The 19174-nt window shown below is 66.7% G+C and carries 21 protein-coding genes; 8 read left to right on the top strand and 13 right to left on the bottom strand.

Features of this window, described 5'->3' with window-relative positions; genetic code table 11:
• Positions 1-14 precede the first annotated feature (14 nt).
• The 3 genes from nrdR to GFY24_RS20125 form a co-directional block, all read right to left on the bottom strand.
• Positions 15-494 carry a transcriptional regulator NrdR gene (gene nrdR, locus GFY24_RS20115; protein ID WP_153806606.1) on the bottom strand — a complete coding sequence of 160 codons (480 nt, stop codon included), beginning with the start codon at positions 492-494 and terminating at the stop codon, positions 15-17.
• 95 nt (positions 495-589) lie between these two features.
• Entirely contained in the window at positions 590-808 is a 219-nt protein-coding gene (locus tag GFY24_RS20120; RefSeq protein WP_153806607.1) for a hypothetical protein, read from the bottom strand.
• Between the two features lie 360 nt (positions 809-1168).
• Positions 1169-1576 carry a hypothetical protein gene (locus GFY24_RS20125; protein ID WP_153806608.1) on the bottom strand — a complete coding sequence of 136 codons (408 nt, stop codon included), beginning with the start codon at positions 1574-1576 and terminating at the stop codon, positions 1169-1171.
• A gap of 302 nt (positions 1577-1878) precedes the next feature.
• Between GFY24_RS20125 and lexA the strand changes: the two genes are divergently transcribed.
• Entirely contained in the window at positions 1879-2580 is a 702-nt protein-coding gene (lexA, locus tag GFY24_RS20130; RefSeq protein WP_309231098.1) for a transcriptional repressor LexA, read from the top strand.
• 82 nt (positions 2581-2662) lie between these two features.
• Here lexA and GFY24_RS20135 read toward each other — a convergent pair whose 3' ends face one another.
• The 5 genes from GFY24_RS20135 to GFY24_RS20155 all read right to left on the bottom strand — a co-directional run bounded on the left by GFY24_RS20135 (position 2663) and on the right by GFY24_RS20155 (position 7269).
• Complete coding sequence (locus tag GFY24_RS20135) at positions 2663-3106, bottom strand: DUF2231 domain-containing protein (protein ID WP_153806609.1); 444 nt, start codon at positions 3104-3106, stop codon at positions 2663-2665.
• 91 nt (positions 3107-3197) lie between these two features.
• Positions 3198-3827 carry a hypothetical protein gene (locus GFY24_RS20140; RefSeq protein WP_153806610.1) on the bottom strand — a complete coding sequence of 210 codons (630 nt, stop codon included), beginning with the start codon at positions 3825-3827 and terminating at the stop codon, positions 3198-3200.
• 161 nt (positions 3828-3988) lie between these two features.
• The gene (locus tag GFY24_RS20145; protein WP_153806611.1) at positions 3989-5743 is read right to left on the bottom strand and encodes an alpha/beta hydrolase; all 1755 of its coding nucleotides are present in this window, start codon (positions 5741-5743) and stop codon (positions 3989-3991) included.
• A 14-nt stretch (positions 5744-5757) separates the two neighbouring features.
• On the bottom strand, positions 5758-6060 hold the full coding sequence (locus GFY24_RS20150; RefSeq protein ID WP_153806612.1) for a hypothetical protein: 303 nt from the start codon (positions 6058-6060) through the stop codon (positions 5758-5760).
• A gap of 261 nt (positions 6061-6321) precedes the next feature.
• Entirely contained in the window at positions 6322-7269 is a 948-nt protein-coding gene (locus tag GFY24_RS20155; protein WP_153806724.1) for an acyl-ACP desaturase, read from the bottom strand.
• 272 nt (positions 7270-7541) lie between these two features.
• On the opposite strand from GFY24_RS20155, the gene GFY24_RS20160 reads away from it, so the two are divergent.
• The gene (locus GFY24_RS20160; RefSeq protein WP_153806613.1) at positions 7542-8579 is read left to right on the top strand and encodes a lysylphosphatidylglycerol synthase domain-containing protein; all 1038 of its coding nucleotides are present in this window, start codon (positions 7542-7544) and stop codon (positions 8577-8579) included.
• A gap of 49 nt (positions 8580-8628) precedes the next feature.
• On the opposite strand, the gene GFY24_RS20165 is transcribed toward GFY24_RS20160, so the two are convergent.
• Positions 8629-8898: a hypothetical protein gene (locus GFY24_RS20165; protein ID WP_153806614.1), complete on the bottom strand. Its 270-nt coding sequence runs from the start codon at positions 8896-8898 to the stop codon at positions 8629-8631.
• 260 nt (positions 8899-9158) lie between these two features.
• Between GFY24_RS20165 and GFY24_RS42995 the strand changes: the two genes are divergently transcribed.
• A complete protein-coding gene (locus GFY24_RS42995; protein WP_255458704.1) occupies positions 9159-9281 on the top strand; it encodes a hypothetical protein in 123 nt (40 codons plus the stop codon).
• Between the two features lie 83 nt (positions 9282-9364).
• Here GFY24_RS42995 and GFY24_RS20170 read toward each other — a convergent pair whose 3' ends face one another.
• Complete coding sequence (locus GFY24_RS20170; RefSeq protein ID WP_228566471.1) at positions 9365-10159, bottom strand: GntR family transcriptional regulator; 795 nt, start codon at positions 10157-10159, stop codon at positions 9365-9367.
• Between the two features lie 115 nt (positions 10160-10274).
• Between GFY24_RS20170 and GFY24_RS20175 the strand changes: the two genes are divergently transcribed.
• Positions 10275-11723, top strand: coding sequence for an AarF/ABC1/UbiB kinase family protein (locus GFY24_RS20175; RefSeq protein ID WP_153806615.1), 1449 nt, complete (start codon positions 10275-10277; stop codon positions 11721-11723).
• A 104-nt stretch (positions 11724-11827) separates the two neighbouring features.
• Positions 11828-12994 carry a TDT family transporter gene (locus tag GFY24_RS20180; RefSeq protein WP_153806616.1) on the top strand — a complete coding sequence of 389 codons (1167 nt, stop codon included), beginning with the start codon at positions 11828-11830 and terminating at the stop codon, positions 12992-12994.
• Between the two features lie 30 nt (positions 12995-13024).
• Here GFY24_RS20180 and GFY24_RS20185 read toward each other — a convergent pair whose 3' ends face one another.
• From GFY24_RS20185 to ligA, 3 genes are all read right to left on the bottom strand, one after another.
• On the bottom strand, positions 13025-13387 hold the full coding sequence (locus GFY24_RS20185; RefSeq protein WP_153806617.1) for a type II toxin-antitoxin system Phd/YefM family antitoxin: 363 nt from the start codon (positions 13385-13387) through the stop codon (positions 13025-13027).
• 182 nt (positions 13388-13569) lie between these two features.
• Entirely contained in the window at positions 13570-14841 is a 1272-nt protein-coding gene (locus GFY24_RS20190; RefSeq protein WP_153806618.1) for an amidohydrolase, read from the bottom strand.
• Between the two features lie 90 nt (positions 14842-14931).
• Positions 14932-16923, bottom strand: coding sequence for an NAD-dependent DNA ligase LigA (ligA, locus tag GFY24_RS20195; RefSeq protein ID WP_309231080.1), 1992 nt, complete (start codon positions 16921-16923; stop codon positions 14932-14934).
• 121 nt (positions 16924-17044) lie between these two features.
• Here ligA and GFY24_RS20200 point away from each other — a divergent pair, with 121 nt between their 5' ends.
• The 3 genes from GFY24_RS20200 (at position 17045) to GFY24_RS20210 (ending at position 19127) form a co-directional block, all read left to right on the top strand.
• Positions 17045-17740 carry a DUF2993 domain-containing protein gene (locus GFY24_RS20200; protein WP_153806619.1) on the top strand — a complete coding sequence of 232 codons (696 nt, stop codon included), beginning with the start codon at positions 17045-17047 and terminating at the stop codon, positions 17738-17740.
• Positions 17741-17853: 113 nt separating this feature from the next.
• Positions 17854-18447 (top strand): RNA polymerase sigma factor, encoded by a 594-nt coding sequence (locus GFY24_RS20205; protein WP_153806620.1) that lies wholly within the window; start codon positions 17854-17856, stop codon positions 18445-18447.
• Entirely contained in the window at positions 18444-19127 is a 684-nt protein-coding gene (locus GFY24_RS20210) for a Rieske (2Fe-2S) protein (protein ID WP_309231081.1), read from the top strand. The genes GFY24_RS20205 and GFY24_RS20210 overlap by 4 nt, the downstream gene beginning before the upstream one ends.
• The last annotated feature ends 47 nt before the right edge of the window (positions 19128-19174 follow it).

A 19174-nucleotide genomic window follows, 5' to 3' on the forward strand; every position in this document is an offset into this window, starting at 1 on the left:
TTTGACGCGGGCGACTACTTGGGAGCGGTTGCGCCTACGGCGTTTTCGGCTCGGTGCTTGCGGAGGGAGGCGATCTCCTGCTCGAAATCCTCAGCGGAGCTGAAGGATCGGTAGACCGAGGCGAAGCGTAGGTAGGCGACCTCGTCCAGGTCGCGGAGCGGGCCGAGGATGGCCAGGCCGACTTCGTGGCTGGGTACCTCGGGGGAACCCTTGGCGCGCACCGCATCCTCGACCTGCTGGGCGAGCAGGTTGAGGGCGTCGTCGTCGACTTCGCGCCCCTGGCAGGCGCGGCGCACACCGCGGATCACCTTTTCGCGGCTGAACGGTTCGCTCACACCACTGCGCTTGACCACGGACAGGATCGCGGTTTCGACCGTGGAGAACCGGCGCCCACACTCCGGGCAGGCACGACGCCTTCTGATGGCGCTGCCTTCTTCGGCCTCACGTGAGTCGACCACCCTCGAATCGGGGTGGCGACAGTACGGGCAATGCATCCGGGATCCTTCGTCGGGGCCTGGGCTCCTCAGCAACCTCGAGGATACCCGGACGGACGCGGCCATTGTGCGTCCGCCCGGCGGAGCGGCCCGAATCAGGCGGTCAACTGCCATTGCGCGATGCGATCATCGAGCAGATCCGGCCGCCGGCGCAGCAGTCGACCGGCCGCCAATTCATCCGAGAATGGTTCTGCCAGAACAGGTCTCGCGACCACCTGATTCGCGGACAGCTCCAAGTAGCGGGGCAGCAGGTCATCGGTGATGTAATTCCACGGCGTGTCGCAATCGGCCCAATTGAAATCCGGCAGCGGCATGCGCAAATGCCATGGGTGCCCGCGGTAATGGTGGTGGGCGCGAACACATCCGAGGCGAGCACACTGAGTACGGCGGCCTTACCCGGCGACGGTGCTGACATAGGTCATGACCCGGCCCATGGCCCCGCGCCCTGACGAGCGCGACTGTTGTTCCTGTCACATTCGGGGCACCGCAATAACGGGTTCAGTTTTCAATCTGCATTAACGGCCGCTCACCCAGGCCGTCCATCCCTATTCGAAAATCCGGCCGCGACCTGCCGAATGTCGGGCTAATAGGTGGTGACCGCACCCGCAACCCCGCGGCGACCGCACCGCCATCCCCTGTGGTGCGGGCCGCCGATGACGCGACGGCGCATCGGACTAATGCGCGGGCGCGGGGACCATATCGACGACCGAGGTGGTCTGCAAACCGAATTCGCCGGAGCGCAATTGCGCGAGGGCGGCCAGCCCGGCGACGGCCAGGGCGGTCATGAGCGCGGCGAGCGCGAGCGCGGCGAAGCCGATCTGCGCGCGCTGCGCGCGACTGAGCGGATGTGCGCCGAGCGGACGCCCGACGGTGCGGCGAGCCACGACATGCGGGCGGCCGACGCGCGCACGATCTCGGGCGACGGGCTGCGCGAGGGCGCGGCACGGACGGCGATCGATCGCGGGCGGCCACGCCGCCTCGATGACACCGTCCGGCGCCTGCTCGGCCCGCAGCCCCCAGGGGAGGCTGTCGAAGCCGAAATCGCTTCCGATGGTGTCGAATTCGCTGATCACAGTGCGCATCGAAGAAACCTCCTGGCTGATGGACCGGGTGACTCTGGACGATTGACTCGCTCATGTGTTCGAAGAACTGATGTTCGAATTTCTACCACGAACGACCGACAAGGTCACGCATTTGCGCGACATGCGTCGAACAGATGTTTGATCAGCCGGGACTCTCGGTCTACAGTCGAGGCACGAGATCTCCGGAGCTGCGGCGCGAGTCGCCCCGGAGACGAATTCCGGTGAGACACAGCAGTGAACGGAGGACTGCGGCGGTGAGCGAACACGGCGCTGTGGAGGGTGACAACGGTCCGGCCGACCAGATCGGAGAGGGTGCCGAAACATCCGGCGCGGGGACAGATCTCACCGTGCGCCAGCGCAAAGTACTGGAGGTCATTCGATCCTCGGTGAGCGACCGCGGCTATCCCCCCAGCATTCGGGAGATCGGTGATGCCGTCGGCCTCACCTCCACCTCCTCGGTGGCGCATCAGCTACGCGCCCTGGAACGCAAGGGCTATCTACGCCGCGATCCGAATCGGCCCCGCGCGGTCGATGTGCGCGGACTGGACGAAACGGTCATGCGCGCCGGTGCCGGTGTGGCGCAGCTACGTTCGGTCGCCGCGGAGGTGGATGCCACCAGCGAGCACCCGATCCCGACCTACGTCCCGGTGCTGGGCCGGATCGCCGCCGGTGGCCCGATCCTGGCCGAGCAGGCGGTGGAGGATGTCTTCCCGCTGCCGCGCGAACTGGTCGGCGAGGGTTCGCTGTTCTTGCTGAAGGTCGTCGGTCAGTCCATGATCGAGGCCGCCATCTGCGACGGCGACTGGGTGGTCGTGCGCCAGCAGAATGTGGCCGAGAACGGCGATATCGTCGCCGCCATGATCGACGGCGAGGCCACTGTCAAGACATTCAAGCGCACCGGTTCCCAGGTGTTGCTGATGCCGCACAACCCGCTGTTCGAGCCGATTCCGGGCAATGACGCCCAGATTCTCGGCAAAGTCGTCACGGTCATCCGCAAGGTCTGACCGTGCCGGATTGCCGTGGCCCGGCGTCCGCCCGCAGACCGGGCGCCGGGTCACGACATTCTCGGGTGCGGCGCGTCCGGGCTCAGCTCGCGACGCCGTTCCACACCGCTCGCGCCCCGGAGTCCCCGACTCGATAGGTCTGCACCGTGGCCGCCGCGCCGGCCGCCACCGCGAGGATCGCCACCAGTGCGAGCACCGACCGCCCGAGCACCTTACCCTGCCCCTCGCGTACGTGCACAAGCACCAGGAGTGCGGCCGTAATCAGCAGGGGGACAACGAAATACAGCATCTGCCCGCCCAGATGTGTGTGCTGATCAATGGCAGGTGTCGCACCTACCCACTGTTGCAGCCACTCCCCCGCCTCGATGGTCAGCGGCGTCAAGCCGGTCACCAGCACCGCGAGTGCGGCCGTCGGCCAGATGAATCTCCGCCGTGCCGCGGGCCAGAGCGCGCACACGATCACCAGCACCGCCGTCAACGGCACCAGGACGACAATGCCGTGTACGAGCAGGACATGAACGGGCAATCCGCGAAATTTCCACACTGTTCGGCACCCTTGATTCGGCGGTCCGCTGACACCAGAACAACGTAGTGGGACCGCCGGCGGTTCGGACGAATCAGAGCTGGTCGGGCGCGGCGGTGTCCTCGCCGGTTGGGGCGGGCTCGCGGGTGATGCGCTGGGTCGGGGCCTCGACGCGGGAGATCAGGACGGTGGTCTCGTTATCGGACGGCGGCTCCGGAAGGGCCGAGAGCAGTACGGTCTGTTCGTTCTCGGTCGGCGGCGGGACCGCGGCGGGCGGCGGGATCGGGCGCAGGAAGCCGAGCATTTCGTACTGCGCGCCGATGGTCATGGCGGCCGAGGTCTTGTCCGCGGAGATGAAGCCCTGGTTCGGGCCGATCACCCGGCGCAGCGACTCCAGCCAGCGATGGTCGAGAACCCGACAATCCGCCCACGGGAAGTACTCCAGCCCGGTGCGCAGGAAGAAACGGTCACCAATTCGGCCGTGCCGCAGCAACTCCAGCAACCATGCGTCTATGCGATTGGGCTGGGCATTGCGATAGATACGGGTATAGGGCTCGACGGCCGCGCCGGCGAACTCTCCGAACGAGTTCAGCAACTCTGCCGGAAACTCATCGACTCTGACAAAACCGACGACATCAAGCCCCTGCAACTGCTCGGGAAGTTGCGCGGCAATCCTGCGCTCGTCATGCAGTTTGAACTTCCTGTTGATGTTCTCGGTGCGCATTTGTCTCCGATTTCCCGCCAATACTGCCGGGAACCCTAGCATGAACCCAACCGTTTCAGACCAAGTTGGTCACTTGGCCATTTCATGCTTTACTCGCACTCCCGCTATGACTCCGCAACCCGCCTGCGTACTCCGGGCGCCGGCACGGTGGTCGATGGCGATCATGGCTGATAGCGCCCGGCGATGATCTCGCCCTGAGTGCGCAGGCCCGGATTTCCAGTATCCCAATAGTTGCCGTGCGCCCACGGATCGATCGGAAGCTCGCGCAGCAACGGCAGATTCAACGTCGCCCCGGCCGAGTCGAAAACCGTTGCGCCGAAATCGGAATCGGTCGGATCCGTGCCGTGGATAAAATGCCCGAATTCTGGGATGGGATCGGCTGGATCGGCGATGGCGAAGACGTGCTCCCGATTGTGCGCGGGATCGATACCGTCCAAACATAATTCGCCGGCGCGATCGACTTCGACGCCGGGAGAGCCAACGAAGATCAGATTGTCGGCGGCGATGGAATTGCCGTGACTCGCGGCCACACCGATGAGAGTGCTGCCATAGCTGTGTCCGATAACAGTGTTATTGGATGGCATAGCGTCGTGTGTCGCGCGCAGCCCGGACTCGAAATTGTCCAGCGCGGGAGCACCGTCGTCGGCATAGTGGTCGCGCAGGGCACTGCCGAGCGCGGGCGGGCTGTCGTAGCCGTACCAGGCGATGACCGAAGTACGCACTGCGCGATCGGCTTTGGTCGCGGCGTCCAGGAGTGCACGGGCACGACCTACCCCAGCGCCGATACCCGCGAGCGACGAGCCGGTCCCCGGGACAAAGGTGGCGACATTGGTGGCCGCGTCGGGATTATTCAGCGCTACCGCGCCGCGCCCGCGGTCATCCACGCTGAGCAGAAACCCGGTGGGAGAACCTGATTCGCCCGTCGCGGCGGCGGTGGTGACAGCCGCGTAGCCGGCGAGTCGTGTCCGGGCCAGCGCCCGGTCGGCGTCCCACAGGCTCAGTGCTCGCCAGTCGTGCGCGGTGTCCGGGAAGTTCTGCTCGCGCGCCCAGTCCGGGTGTTGCGAATTCAACGCGCTCAGGTCGGATGTCGCGGCGGCGCGCAGTCGCTCCAGGTCGGCGCGATTGTAGAAATCCCGCGCCACCACCGGCAGCCCATCGCGATTGCCGATCGTGGGATCGTAGGCGAAGAGGGCGTCCTGATCGGCCGGCGAGAGCGATTCCCATAGCGCGGTCAGGGCTTTCGGGTCCTCAGGTAGGAAGGCGTTCCCATCGAGGATCGCGGTCACCAGTGCACTCCTGCGCCCACCCTGCGGTTCTGTGCGCAAGGCGATCAATGCCGCGACAGCCGCGGCCAACCGCGCGCCGACCCGCTCATCGGTCTCACCCGCACAGTCCAATAGCGGCAGCAGCCGCGCCTGCAACGCCGAGGCCTGCACCTCGAAGCATGCCTGCAACGCGAGATCCAGTACGGCATTACCGGAATCGGCCTTCGGTGCCGCGATGGTCCCGTCCTCGCCGATCACACAACCATTCGCAGTCGCATCACCTTCGATCTCGCGAACAATCGCGCACACCCGTGCCAGCGCGGCCGCATCGGCCAGCGCGTCGGCAATATCTGCCAAAGCCGCGCCGATATGGTTCGCGGTCAACTGCGCACCGAGCGCACGCAACTCTCCCGCGGTGGCCGCCACCCCTTGCCATCCGAGCACCACCCCTTCCACCTGCCGCCCGAACTCGCGCATAGCCGCGGCGAAACACCGATCGGCCGCCACCACAGCATCACTCGCGACACCGGCAGTCTCCGGATGCCAGCCGCGCACCTGCGACATGGTCGCCCTGGCCAACTCCTCCCCCTCCCCCCGCAGCAACGCCACAATGCTCTTCGCGCGGATGAGCGCACTTCGCATAGCGACCATCGGCGCCTCACCGGCTACCCATGCATGTAGGAATCGAGCTGAGCTCCGAGCGCGGCATCCACCTCCTCATAGCTCTTGACCCCGCGCTCGACGACCCCCGATAGCGCCGTCAGGCGATCCGCAAGCTCGCGAAGGGCTGCCACCACCGGCTCACCGGCTTCGTCGGCGGCCGCCCCGATGACCGAATTCGGCATGGCCAGGCCAACTCTCGCGATCAGGTCGGCCGGATCGATTCCGGCGATCGTCTCCGCCTCAACTCGAACGGCCGCCGCCATCGCACGCAAGGCGTCCAGATCGGCGCGCAGTATTTCCCCCATGAACTCCCCTCTCGTCGAGCTCAACGATAGGACGCGGATAGCGGTGACGGACGGCGCGAATCGGATTTGTGGATAACCGATTCACTATCCACAGGCGAAGTCCGCGGAGGATTCGGGTCAGGTCGGTGCCGCAGTCGCGGTGTGGATCCCGGCCGAAAACTTGCCGGGATGACGAGGGCTCCGGATGGTCCGCGCAGGAAGGACGGTCTCGCGACAGGTCGGCTCGGGAGGTGTCCCCGTGCACGGGGGAGGGGCGGGAGGTCAGACGGATTCGCGGGTGCGGCGGGCGGCTTCTCGGGCCAGGAAGCGGTCGCGTTGATCTTCGAAGCGGAGGACGTCTTCGGCCAGTTTGTCGAGGTGGGTGGCGAGGTCTTCGCGGGTTCGGTCGCCTCGGGCGGTGAAGTCGGTGCGGTCGAAGATGTTCCATTTGCGTAGGACGGGGAGGATTACCTCGTCCAGGTGTTGACGGAGGTCGTAGATGCCGTGTTTGGCGAGTAGGACACTGTTGCGGCGGAAGTCGGGCATGCCGGCGCCGGGCATGCGGAAGTTCACTATTACATCGTGAATGGCTTGCATGGCTTCGTCGGGGACCAGGTCCAGGGCCGCGGCACAGATATTGCGGTAGAAGACCATGTGCAGGTTTTCGTCGGTGGCTACGCGCGCGAGCATGCGGTCGGCAATGGGGTCCTGGCAGACCTTGCCGGTATTGCGGTGCGAGACACGGGTGGCCAGTTCCTGAAACGTCACATAGGCGACGCCGGGCAGGACACTGTGGTCGCCGGTGCCGGTGGGGTTGTCCACGCCCTGGGACACGCAGGTCATGCGCGCGTTCTCCAGGGCGACCGGGTCGACGCCGCGGGTGACGACCAGGTAGTCGCGAATGGCGATGCCGTGCCGGTTCTCCTCCGCGGTCCAGCGATCCACCCAGGTGCCCCAGGCGCGATCGCGGGAGAAGGAATCGGAGATGAGCCGGTGATAGGAGGGCAGATTGTCCTCGGTGAGCAGATTGGTGACCATGGCGGCGCGCGCGACCGGGCTCAGCTTGGATTGTCCAGGCTCCCAATCGATTCCGCCCATGGCGGCGAAGTTTCTGCCCTCGTCCCACGGTACGTAATCGTGTGGATGCCAAATCTTGGCCAGGGATAGATGCCGGTTCAGATTGTCTTCCGCAACCGGCTCGAGTTCGCGCAATAATTCCAGCGATGTCATGGATTTGCCCACGGTGATGGTCCTGTCTTTCCCGTTGACGGCCGAATCCTATGTCGCGAGCCTACCCGGATCGCCCGCCCCGCACCGGCGCGCCGAACAAGACACGGGCTATCGGGGGCGATCCGCATCAAGTACCGTTGTGCGGCAGCGCCCACTGTTGTGCCGGGATGCGGGTCGCCCCTCCCGAAACACGTTGATGTCGGTCATCCGGTCCGCGATTCACAGACGACCGCCCCGCGACACCGCAATACGCGACACCACAAGGAGTGCCGATGGCCCCGGCCGTTCCCGCAACCGCGAGAAAGGCGCTCCCGACTGTTATCTGCACCGTGGTGGTCGTCGCCGCCGCGCTCTGGCAACACGAGACGGTGGCCGCGGGTATGCGCGCACTGCTCGCCGCCGATCCGCGCTGGCTGGCCGTGGCGCTGCTGGCCACGCTGGGACTCTGGCCCACCTCGGTGTGGATGCTGCGCGGATCGATTCCCGCGCAACCCTCCTCGACCCGGCTCTTCGCACTGCAGCTCGCGGTACCCGCCATCGGCCTGATTCCGGCCGCCTCACTGCTGATCCGGCTGCGTTTCCTGCGCCGGGAAGGTTTGAGCCACAGCGCCGCCGTGGCCTCCATGACGCTGTTCGGCTTCGCCGCGCTGGTGGTGCGGATACCGCTGGTGATCGTAGCGATCCTGGCCACGCCGAGCCTGATAAACCGCACCAATGGTCAACCCCCCTGGCATGATCTGGGCCCGCGATTCTCCGCGTGGTGGCATGAGACCACCGGAAATGGCTGGCACGCAGCGGGAATCGTGGCCGTCGTACTGCTCGTCGCGGGCACGCTCATCGCGGCGGCGACCATCGTGCTGCGTCGCTGGCTCACCAAGCGCGGCGGCTGGCGCGGACTGCTGCATCGTGCCCGCACCGGCCGCACCGATGCCGAATTCGCGTGGAAATCGGTGGCGGCCACCGCGCTCCGGCCCGGCCGCGCCGCCCTGCTCTGGGTCTGCGCGCTGGCACAACCGCTGCTCATGGTGGTGGCGCTGTGGGCGGTACTGCACGCGATGGGAGCCGGTCTGAGCCTGGCCGACACCTTCGTGGTCCAGTTGGTGACGGTCGCGCTCGCCCCGCTCATGCCCTCGCCCAGCGGTGTGGCCTCCAAAGAGATCACCTTGGCCGCCGGTCTGACCGCCCTCGCGGGACTGACCGGCGGGGTCGCGGTCGGCGCGGCGCTCGGCTTCCGGCTGCTGACCTTCTGGTTCCAAATCCCGCTGGGCCTGGGCTCTTTCGCCTACCTCAATCACCGCCGCGCCATCTGACGGCCTGGCGGCGATCGGCCCGGGCTCCCCGAGGCCCGGTACTACCTGATCAGACCGGCTTGCACTCGATCGACGAGAACCGGGCGACACCACGCCAGGAGGTCTGCGCCTGCCCCTTCGCGGCGCGCACACCGGCGCGCGCGCTGACGGTTACCTCGGGCAGGTCCTCACCCGCGTAGGTCTGTCCGGTGCAGGTGAAATTCACCGCCACACCCGGCCCGGACGGCGCCGCCTGCGCGGGCGCGGTCCCGACCACGGCGAATACCGGCGCGACCGCCAGCACCGCGACCGGCACACCCATCCACAACCTCGAGCTCACAAGCATCTCCTCACGCACAGATCGGGGAAAGCGGTAAACAGCAGCCGAATTCTCGCATGCCGAACCGGACCGCGCTCCTCGGTCGGATGATCTCGGGGCGCCGGCACTCATGATCTTCGGGCATGGTGGCGGCCTGGAGCTGCGGCGTCGCACGCGCGGCGGACGGACGCATGCCGCAGTGCCCGGGTCTGCAAAGCTATTGGGAACCACAGGAATACGATGATCCGCCAGCGCCACCTATTCCATTGAGGAGATGACCCTTGGAACAACGACCGCCGACACCGGCCGAACCGCCGACCCGCCGGAATCTGGTGATCGTGGTCGCCATGGCGCTCACCATAATCGCGGCCCTGGTGACAGCCGCCGCGCTCGTCGGGGGCTGACCGGCCGCGCCTGCCGCCTCCTCGGGCGGCGGGAGGCCGTTCGGTAGCGCCGATCCGGCAATCAGATTGTCTGAGACGATTGGTCACACGGCGTCTTGTGACGAACTTTCGGAGGTCTCCGCTGCCAGGCCGACCAGTTCGCCGAAACGGGCCAGCACCCTGTCGTGGTACATGGCGAACAGATCCTCGAACAGCGCCAGCTGCGCCTGCGCGGGCCGCCCCCGGACTCCCACACCGCCAGCAGCGCACGCCAGACCAGCACATGGAGATCCGCGGAGACCGCGAAATACGCCTGCACCGCCTCGGGCACCTCGGGCACCTCGGGCACCTCGGGCACCTCGAACAGCATCTCGCCCACCGAGTTGAGCACCGCGCGCCGCACTGTGCCCGAGTTCGGTGAGAAGACTTCTGACCAGCCCGATTTCGATACTCAGCAGTCGGGCATGATCGGGTTCGGCTGCGCGCGCGAGGGATTCGAGCTCATCGATCGCCGCGTGCAGGGTGCGTGGATCGCCACCGGCCGCGGTGTAATCCAGTAGCGCCTCGAGCACGACAACCCGTTCGGCGGCAACGATATTGCGGAACATCTTCGCCGCCGGCTCCGGTGCGGGCATGGCGAGCCGGAACAGTCTGCGGTAGACGTCCAGGCCACCGGCCCGGCGCACATCCCGCACGGTGAAGCCGCGGCCGCGGTGCGCGTCGACGAATCCGTAGGACTCCAGTCGGCCCAGCACCAGCTGCGCGGTGGCCCGGTTCATCCCAAATTCCTCGGCGACCTGGCGAACCGACGGCATCAGATCACCCGGTGCGTACTCCCCCGTGGCGACCCGGCGAGCGAGTTCGTCGGCGACATCGGCGACGACGGTCTGGGCGCCCATCTGTCACCTTTCCACAACTATCGAATACGTCCCAGACAGTTTAAGCTCCCATATGCCAAACTGCACGTGCGCGCACCCGCATCGTCGCGTGCCGCGCACACAATGAGGTGAGCACATGACCGAGCGGCGAACCAGCAGTCGTACCAGGGGAACCGGCGGCACACCGCCGGTTCGGACCGCGGTTCGCAATGCCAAAATCGCGTCATTGCCCATCGCTTTCGCCGGACGGCGGGCGGCCGGGGTCGCGCAACGCGCACGCGGGAAATCCGCGGCCGAGGTCAACCTGGATATCCAATTGCGTACGGCCCAGCACATTTTCGAGGTACTGGGCGAATTGAAGGGCTGCGCGGCCAAACTCGGGCAGCTGCTCGCACTGTACGAGTTGGCGCTACCGCCGGAGCTGGCCGAACCGTATCGGATCGCACTGGGCCAGCTGCAGGACTCCGCGCCCACCATGATGCCCGCCAGTGTGCACGCCGCCATGGCGGCGGAGATGGGTGCGAGCTGGCGCCGGCACTTCAAGGAATTCGACGATCGGCGCGCCGCGGGTGCCTCGATCGGGCAGGTGCATCACGCGGTGTGGCGGGACGGCCGCCAGGTCGCGGTGAAGGTCATGTATCCGGGTGCGCATCAGGCGGTGCTCGGCGATCTCGAACAGTTGCGGCGGCTGTCCATTCTGGCCACGGTCTTCGTCCCCGGAGCCGATGTGCCCGCCGTGACCGAGGCCGTCTGCACCAGCGTGGCAGACGAACTCGATTACGCGGCCGAGGCCGAACATCAGCGGGTCTTCGCCGAAGCATTCGCCGATGATCCGGATTTCGTTGTGCCCCAGGTGATTACCCAGCGCGGGGACGTGATCGTCAGCGAATGGCTGCACGGGACGCCGGTCACCCGGATCATCGAATCCGGTACGCGCGAAGAACGCAGCCGGGTCGGAATGCTCATTCTGCGATTCCTGCTCTCGTCCTGGGTGCGCACCGGACTGCTCTACTGCGACCCGCATCCGGGCAATTTCCGGGTGCTACCGGACGGGCGGCTCGGCGTGGTCGACTTCGGCGCGTGCGTGGCCTGGCCACAGGACGGATTCACCGGACTGGTCATCGAGGTCGTCGAGGCCGCGCTCAATGGCACCGTCGCCGATCTGGACGCGGCGCTGCGGCGGCACGGCTTCGTCGAGCCCGGCCGCAGCTACGATGCCGAGGCCATTGCCGAGGGCATCGTCGTGGTCAGTGAACCATTGGCGCAGAACAGCTTTCACTTCACCAACGACTGGCTGCGGCGGCGCGTGCGCTATGTGATGGATCCGCGATTGAGCAATGCGCACCGGCAGATGACCATTCCCGCGTATGTCACACCGTTCGCCCGCGCGCTGCTGACCGCCATGGGCGTGCTCTGCGCGCTGGATACCGACGGACCGGTGCGCGGCGAATTCGCCCGCTGGTTCCCACCGCTGGCCGCCTCCTTCGAACGCTATGACAATCACCGTTCGCAGCCCACCGATCTGGGACTCGTCCGGCAGCTCCGCGCCGATAAACCGAGGCGCAGGTTCTCCGTGGTCATCTGAAATCCGCGCCATAGAGCCGTTCGGGGATGGACATAGAACGGTTCTATGCATCCATTGAATTGTGGGCTGTACCGGGGAGTTTGCCGACGGCAGATGCTGGATGCATGACCACATTGACCTTCCGCCCCAGCGCAGACGCCGAGTCACCTGTTGTGGAGTCGCGGACGGCGGCGCCGTCGCACAATGCGGTCGACCCGGCGGGTGCGCCCGGCAATGCCCTGCGCGGGCTCGCCCCCAACTGGTTCGCGGTGGTGATGGGCACCGGCATCATCGCCAATGCCGCCGCCACCCTGCCGCTGCAATTCCCCGGTTTGCGTATGGCCGCCACCGTGGTGTGGGCGCTGGCCGCACTGCTGCTGATCGGAGTATCGGCCGCCTGGGTCGCGCACTGGCGCCGCCACCCCGACGTGGCCCGCTCACACGGTGCGAACCCCGTCATGATGCAGTTCTACGGCGCTCCCCCCATGGCGCTGCTGACCGTCGGCGCGGGCACCCTGTTACTGGGTAGCGATGTGATCGGCATGTCCGCCGCGGTCACCATCGACTGGGTGCTCTGGAGTGCCGGCACCGTCCTGGGTCTGATCTCCGCGTGTGTCATACCCTTCCGCATGATCACCCGCCACACCTTCGACGGCGATGCCGCGTTCGGCGGCTGGCTCATGCCCATCGTTCCCCCCATGGTCTCGGCCGCCACCGGCGCACTCCTGATCCCCCACACTCCCGCCGGCCAGCCCCGCCTGACCCTGCTGTTCGCCTGCCTGGCCATGTTCGGCCTGAGCCTGATCGCCGCCCTGATCACCATCACCATGATCTGGTCCCGCCTGCTGCACCACGGCCTGCCCGCCGCGAGCATGGTCGCCACCGTCTGGATCGTGCTGGGCCCCCTCGGCCAATCCATTACCGCCGCAGGCCAACTCGCCAATGTCGCCCGCACCGCACTCCCCGAACGTGAAACCGCCGCATTGGACATCTTCGCCCTGCTCTTCGGCGTACCCACCTGGGGCTTCGCCATGCTCTGGCTGGGCATTGCCATCGCCGTCACCGTTCACACCCGAAAGTCCATGCGCTTCAACATGACCTGGTGGGGCTTCACCTTCCCCCTCGGCACCTGCGTAACCGGCAGCACCGTCCTCTACTCCCACACCGGAGCCGTCCTCTTCGCGGTGGTGGCGGTGGCCCTGTTCGCCTTGCTGGTCACCGCCTGGTCGGTGGTGGCCGCCCGCACCCTGCACGGCGCCATGCACGGCAATCTCCTGCGCCCCACCGCATAGCCGCGTTCCAGACCGAGTCGCCTGTCCGGGCTAGAGTTCGGGCAGGGACATTCGCACCCAGTCGTAGGGGGCGATCACGGCGACGAGTTGAGCGCCGGAACCATCGCGGTAGAGAGTTCCATAGAGTTTGCGGATGAGGGTGTGCTGGCCGCGCAGGTGCGCGGCGGTGCGGACCGCACGGAGGCTGCTACGTGCGTCCGATGCCGCTCGCAGTAGCTGATTCGCTTCGGGCACAGGGATTTTCGTACAGCCGAGCAGCCAGTTCGATTCGGACAACAGCACGGCTTCGGGACGACCGCGCTGGAGTATCACGAATTCCTCTGCGCCCGAACAGACTTTCGCGATCGCGTCACGCCAGGTCACCCGCAATGCCGCTGTATCAATGCTCTTCACGCTGGTCCAGTTAGTCCTGCATCTTGCAAGTGGTGTGTTCGAGGTCATACGGCTGCTCAGCGTAAGGATCCACGGCGCGAGTCTCCTTGTCTCGCCGTAACAAACCTCGGACCGCTCTTTGTTACCCCGCGACTAGTCGGGGCAGATCGGCTCGCGGCCCGCGAGCCGAATATCCGCTCGGGTCATGGCATATCGCCGCTCGTCCGACCGGTGTCGAGCCAGGCCAGGGCCGCTGCGGTGAAGGCGGTGACGCCATGGCCGATCGTGGGTTCGGCCAGTGGGGCGAAGTTCGGGGAGTGGTTCATCGGAATGTCTTGGTCGACGGTGCCGTTCTGTTGTGCCGCAGCGACTTTCGCGGGATCCTCGCCACCGAAGAACCAGAAGGACAGCGGTGCGCCGGCAGCTTCGGCGAGAATGCCCACATCCTCGCTGGCGGAAAAGGCCGGCATTTCGAGAACCTGTTCGGAACCGAGCGCATTCCGGAGCGCGGTACGCGTTTTATCCAGTGCGACTGGATCATTGACGGTGACGGGCAGTCGCATCAGAGACTCGATTGTCGGCGGACGGTCCGCGCCCGACGCGTCGGCCTCCGCGTGCACGATGCGCCGCACCGCCGCGAGCACCCGGTCGTGCAGTTCGAGCGAGTAGGTGCGGACGCTGACGCCGAGCTCGGCCTGCTCGGCGATGATGTTCTCCTTGGTGCCCGCGTGCAGGGTGCCGATGGTGATGACGGCCTGCTCGGCGGCGCCGAGCTCACGAGACACGATGGTCTGCAAGCGCAGCACGACGGCGGCGGCCATCACGATCGGATCGATGGTCGCCTCGGGTCGTGAGCTGTGCCCGCCACGGCCGTGCAGGGTGATCCGCAAGCTGTCGTTGGCGGACAGGATCGCGCCCGGGCGGGTTGCCACGGTGCCCACCGGAATCGGCAGCACATGTTGTGCCAGAACGACTTCGGGCTTACCGAAACGCTCGAACAGGCCGTCCTCGACCATCGCTCGCGCACCGCGGCCGACCTCCTCGCCGGGCTGGAAGACAGCCAGCACGGTGCCGGACCACCGCTCGCGCGCGGACGCCAGCGCATCGAGCGTGCCGAGCAGACAGACCACATGCATGTCATGTCCGCAGGCATGCATGACCGGTTCGCCGCTGTCCGGATCGGCCGCCATCGAGGCGTACGGCAGTCCGGTCCGTTCGAGGACTGGCAGTGCGTCCATATCCGCGCGCAACAACACCAGCGGGCCGGCCCCATTCACCAGCCGCGCCACCACCCCCGTCCCACCGATCCCCTCGGTCACCTCGTACCCGAGCGCCTTCGCGCGGCGGGCGGCAATCGCCGCGGTGCGGTGCTCGGCGAAGGACAACTCGGGGTGTGCGTGTAGGTCGCGGTACAGCTCCGCAAGATCGGTAATGCGGCGGGCGACACTATCGTTGATCCACGACACAGCGCTCATCCCCCCGATGGTAGAGACGGACGGCGCCGCCGTTGTGCCGATCCGCCAATAGCCATACTCGTTGGTCACAACCCGATGATCGACCGAGATCTAGACGACCTTGGCGTCGATCAGCAGATTCCAGATCTCACCTTGGTCGACGACCTCGACACCGAGCTTCTCCGCCTTGGTCAGCTTGCTGTCACCGACCCCGGCACCGGTGATGAGCATGTCGGTACTCGCCGAGACCGAGGACGCCGCGGTCGCGCCCGCCTGTTCACAGAGGCGTTGGAAGGTCGGCCGCGCGACCTTCTCGCCCGAGCGCGGGTCGCTGATCGCGCCGGTGATCACTACCGTCTTGCCCGCCAGCGGCGCACCGGCCGCGATGACCGGGGGTAGGTCTTCCGCGCGCACATCGAGGGAGACGCCCGCCGCGCGCAACCGTTCCAATTCCGGACGCAGGCGGGTGAGGTTCGCGACCAGGGAGGCGGCGACCTTGGGGCCGATATCGTCCACTGCCACCAGGCGTTCCTCGCCCGCGTCGGCAACCTCTTCGAGAGAGCCGAATCCGGCTCGGGCCAGGCGAGCGGCGGTACCGTCGGAGGCCATCGGGATCGCCAGGCCGATGAGCGCACGGCGTAGGCCGACCTCACGGCTGGCATCGATCGAGTCGATCATGCGCACCGCCGAAACCTCACCGATGCGATCGAATTCGAGCAGGCGCTCCTTGGTCAGGGTGTAGAAGTCCGAGGGCTGCTCCAGAATGCCCGCCTCGGCGAGGCGTTCGATCCAGACCCCGCCGATGGCGTCGATATCCGCCGCCGCCCGCGACGCCCAATGGATGAGCCTGCGCACCGTCTGCGCGGGGCAGGAAACGTTGGTGCAGAACAACTCTCGGCTGTTGCCCTGCTCGGTCACCGGCTGCCCACAGGAGGGGCATACGGTCGGCGGCACGATCTCCTGTTCGGCGCCCGTGCGTTTGGCGGCATCGAGAACGCCTGCGACAAACGGGATCACATCGCCCGCGCGGCGCACCAGCACCGTGTCGCCGACCTTGATATCGCGGGCGCGAATCACCTCCTGGTTGGCGAGCGTCGCCTTGGTGACCGTCGTGCCGCCCACGAACACCGGCTCCAACCACGCGACCGGAACGATCTTGCCGGTCTTGCCGACATCCCAGATCACCTCGCGCAACAGCGTGGTCTTCTCCTCGGCGGCGAACTTGAACGCCAGCGCACCACGCGGCGAATTGGAGCGAGTTCCGGCCGCCGCGTAGGCATCTCGATCGGCCAGCCGCAGCACCGCGCCGTCGAGGTCATAGTCCAGATCGTTGCGACCCTGCTCGATCGCGGTGATCGCCGCCTGCGCCTGCGCGGCGTCGGTGCAGTGCCGCATATGCGCACCGGCGATCCCCAACGCGCGCAACCCTTCTTCCAGGTCGACGGCGGCGTCATCGTCGGCGGTATCCAAGTCGAAGCCGAAGAACTGCAAGCGGCGCTCGGCGACCGTGGCCGGATCCTTCGCCCGCAGCGTGCCCGCCGCGGCATTGCGCGGATTGATCAACGGCTTGTCCGGATGCGCGGTGTTGTAGGCGTCGAAGGTCGAACGCAGCATGACCGCCTCGCCACGCACCTCCACCCGCCCGGGGGTGTCGATGCGTTCGGGAATGCCGTCGACCAGGGCGCGAACCAGCATGGTCACATCGTCACCGGTGGTGCCGTCACCGCGGGTCACCGCGCGCGCCAGTGGCCCGTCCTCGAAGACCAGGGCCAGAGACAAACCGTCCAGCTTGGGCATCACCACCACCGGCTGGCCGGGGAAGCGATTGAAGAACGCCTCGACCTGCTCCGGTTTGGTCGCCTTCTCCAGCGACAACATCGGGCGCGAGTGCCGGATCGGGGCGTGCAGCACCGCGGGTGCGCCGACCTCATCCAGTGGATTCGGGTCGGGCGTCAGGTCGGGGTGCGCCTCGATCAGACCGCGTAGTTCATCCTCGATCGCGTCGTACTCGGCATCCGCGACCAGCGGTGCGCCCTGATAGTAGGCATCGCGCAGCGCCACGATACGGTCCGCGAGCTCTTGAATACGTTCCCCAGTTTCCACAGCACCCGACGCTACCGACACCCACCGACACCCGCGTTGTCCGGATCCGTCGCGGTGGGTCGGGGCCACCGGGCGGCCGCGATCCACCGCATGATGGTGGGATGGATGAGCGGGTGAGCGTATGCGCGGATTGCTGATACTGATCGTGGTGCTGATGATCGCGTTGGTTGTCGGCGACCGGATCGCAGTTGGGATGGCGCAGAACGAGATCGGGCGCAAGATCGCCACCGACTACCACCTGCCACAGCAACCGAGTGTGGATATCGGCGGCGTGCCGTTCCTGACCCAGGCCGTGGATGGCAACTATCGCGACATTCATATCCGGGTCGGTGACTGGACCGAGCAGAACCTCTCGGTCCACGATCTCGATGTGAAGCTGACCGATGTGTCCGCATCGCTGACCGATCTACTGAACAACCGCACCTCTAACCTGGTGGCCGGCTCGGCGACGGCGACGGCCGTGGTTCCCTATGACGCCGTGCGGGGATTCGCGCCCGAGGGTGTGGAGTCCATCTCCAACGGTCCGGATGGGCTGCGCGTCAGCGGAACGTTCACGGCGCAGGGCATTCCGGTGCCCGCGACGGTCGTGGTCACCGTCGCTCCGACCGCGGACGGTATCGAGGTCACACCGGTCTCGGTGCAAGCCGCGGCGGGCGGACCGGCGATTCCGCTGGCAATGCTGCGCGAAACGCTCACCTTCACGGTGCCGCTGCAGAAGCTTCCGCTCGGTGCGCAATTGACCGCCATCCAGCCCGGCCCGGACGGCCTGCACGTCACCGCCGTGGCCCGCGACGTCCACTTCTCCGACCTCCCGTAAGCACGGCCGCCCTGCTGCCATTCGGCTGCGGTGTAACCCGCGACGCTATCTACTGGGAGACGTGGAATTGCGTCGTTGGCTGAGCCGGGGAGCGGCAATTCATGGTGCGGCGAATGGGGGCTGGGCGGGAGCAGGCGCAGGCGGGCGAAGCGCCCGGGCGCGAGGGAGCTGCGGCCGAAGGGGCCGGGGGCGGGAGGGGGTTGTGGCTGGTGGAGGGTGAGCGGTACTCCGGGTGGGAAGCGCTCTATCGGGACAATGTCGGGTGGGTGTACTCGTTGATGTTCGGGAAGGTGGGAAACCGGGCCGATGCCGAGGATTTGACGGCCGAGGTATTCAGTGTGGCGCTCAAGCCATTACGGATATCGGCGAGCATTCCGGAGGTGCGCGCGTATCTGCGGGCCACGGCGCGAACGGTGCTGGCGGGATATTGGCGCGCTCGGATGGGGCGCGAGATCACCGGCATCGACCTCGAATTCGCCGATGGTCCACCGGAACAGAACTCGGATGGCCGGGCACAGGCGAAGGCGCGGGCGGTATTGGATCGCCTGCCCGAGAAGTATCGGCGGATCCTGGAACTTCGTTTTCTGCAAGGGTTGTCGGTGCGGGACGCGGCGGACGATCTCGGTGTCACCGTCGCGAATGCGAAAGTGCTGCAGCACCGGGCTTTACACATGGCGGCACGACTCGACGAGGGAGGTGCGCGGTGAGCGGGCGGGAAGTGCGGCGATACGTGGAGGAGCTGCTGAGTGGACGGCGGCCGCACGGATTCCGACCGGATGAGGACGAGGCGCAGGAGATGAGCACGGCCATCGAACTGCGCGCCGCGCGACTGGGCAGCGATGCGCCCAGCGAAGAGTTCCTGATCGGTTTGCAGCGGCGACTAGGTGCGGAAATAGCGGGGGTACAAGAGGATTCGCACGACACGGGCGGCACCCGCCGACGCGATGTGCTCATCGGGACCTCCGCTGCCGCGGCGGCAGCCACCGTCGCGGTGGTGGTCGATTCCGCGCTGACCGGGCACGATGACGCGAATTCCCCTGCGGCACAATCCACCTTGGAACCCAATGCCGGGTTGTGGCGGCCGGTGGCGGCCAGCGCGGATCTACCCGAGGGTGGCACCGTCGCCTTCGATATCGGCGCGCTCAGTGGATTCATCAGGCGCGCAAACGGTATCGCGGTGGGTGTCTCGGGCGTCTGCACCCATCAGGGCTGCAAACTCTGGCTGGACGCGCCCGCCGATCGACTGCGCTGCCCCTGCCACTCCACCTCGTTCGCCACCGACGGCAAGGTACTGACCCATCAACTACCCATCTCCCCGGCTCCTCTTCCCACCCTGCGGGTGCGCGAAAACAACGGGGCCATAGAGGTTTTCGGACCGATGGTGTAACCCGCGCCCCTATCTGTAGATGACGGTTCCCGCGACAGCGGGTGCAC

Source organism: Nocardia sp. SYP-A9097 (assembly GCF_009649815.1).
GTDB lineage: Bacteria > Actinomycetota > Actinomycetes > Mycobacteriales > Mycobacteriaceae > Nocardia.

What these genes read in the sequence shown, in the direction of transcription:
- nrdR (WP_153806606.1), bottom strand. Translation starts at nt 494, where the DNA reads ATGCATTGCCCGTACTGTCGCCACCCCGATTCGAGGGTGGTCGACTCA.
- GFY24_RS20120 (WP_153806607.1), bottom strand. Translation starts at nt 808, where the DNA reads ATGCCGCTGCCGGATTTCAATTGGGCCGATTGCGACACGCCGTGGAAT.
- GFY24_RS20125 (WP_153806608.1), bottom strand. Translation starts at nt 1,576, where the DNA reads ATGCGCACTGTGATCAGCGAATTCGACACCATCGGAAGCGATTTCGGC.
- GFY24_RS20140 (WP_153806610.1), bottom strand. Translation starts at nt 3,827, where the DNA reads ATGCGCACCGAGAACATCAACAGGAAGTTCAAACTGCATGACGAGCGC.
- GFY24_RS20145 (WP_153806611.1), bottom strand. Translation starts at nt 5,743, where the DNA reads ATGGTCGCTATGCGAAGTGCGCTCATCCGCGCGAAGAGCATTGTGGCG.
- GFY24_RS20150 (WP_153806612.1), bottom strand. Translation starts at nt 6,060, where the DNA reads ATGGGGGAAATACTGCGCGCCGATCTGGACGCCTTGCGTGCGATGGCG.
- GFY24_RS20155 (WP_153806724.1), bottom strand. Translation starts at nt 7,269, where the DNA reads ATGACATCGCTGGAATTATTGCGCGAACTCGAGCCGGTTGCGGAAGAC.
- GFY24_RS20160 (WP_153806613.1), top strand. Translation starts at nt 7,542, where the DNA reads ATGGCCCCGGCCGTTCCCGCAACCGCGAGAAAGGCGCTCCCGACTGTT.
- GFY24_RS20170 (WP_228566471.1), bottom strand. Translation starts at nt 10,159, where the DNA reads ATGGGCGCCCAGACCGTCGTCGCCGATGTCGCCGACGAACTCGCTCGC.
- GFY24_RS20175 (WP_153806615.1), top strand. Translation starts at nt 10,275, where the DNA reads ATGACCGAGCGGCGAACCAGCAGTCGTACCAGGGGAACCGGCGGCACA.
- GFY24_RS20180 (WP_153806616.1), top strand. Translation starts at nt 11,828, where the DNA reads ATGACCACATTGACCTTCCGCCCCAGCGCAGACGCCGAGTCACCTGTT.
- GFY24_RS20190 (WP_153806618.1), bottom strand. Translation starts at nt 14,841, where the DNA reads ATGAGCGCTGTGTCGTGGATCAACGATAGTGTCGCCCGCCGCATTACC.
- GFY24_RS20200 (WP_153806619.1), top strand. Translation starts at nt 17,045, where the DNA reads ATGCGCGGATTGCTGATACTGATCGTGGTGCTGATGATCGCGTTGGTT.
- GFY24_RS20205 (WP_153806620.1), top strand. Translation starts at nt 17,854, where the DNA reads ATGGGGGCTGGGCGGGAGCAGGCGCAGGCGGGCGAAGCGCCCGGGCGC.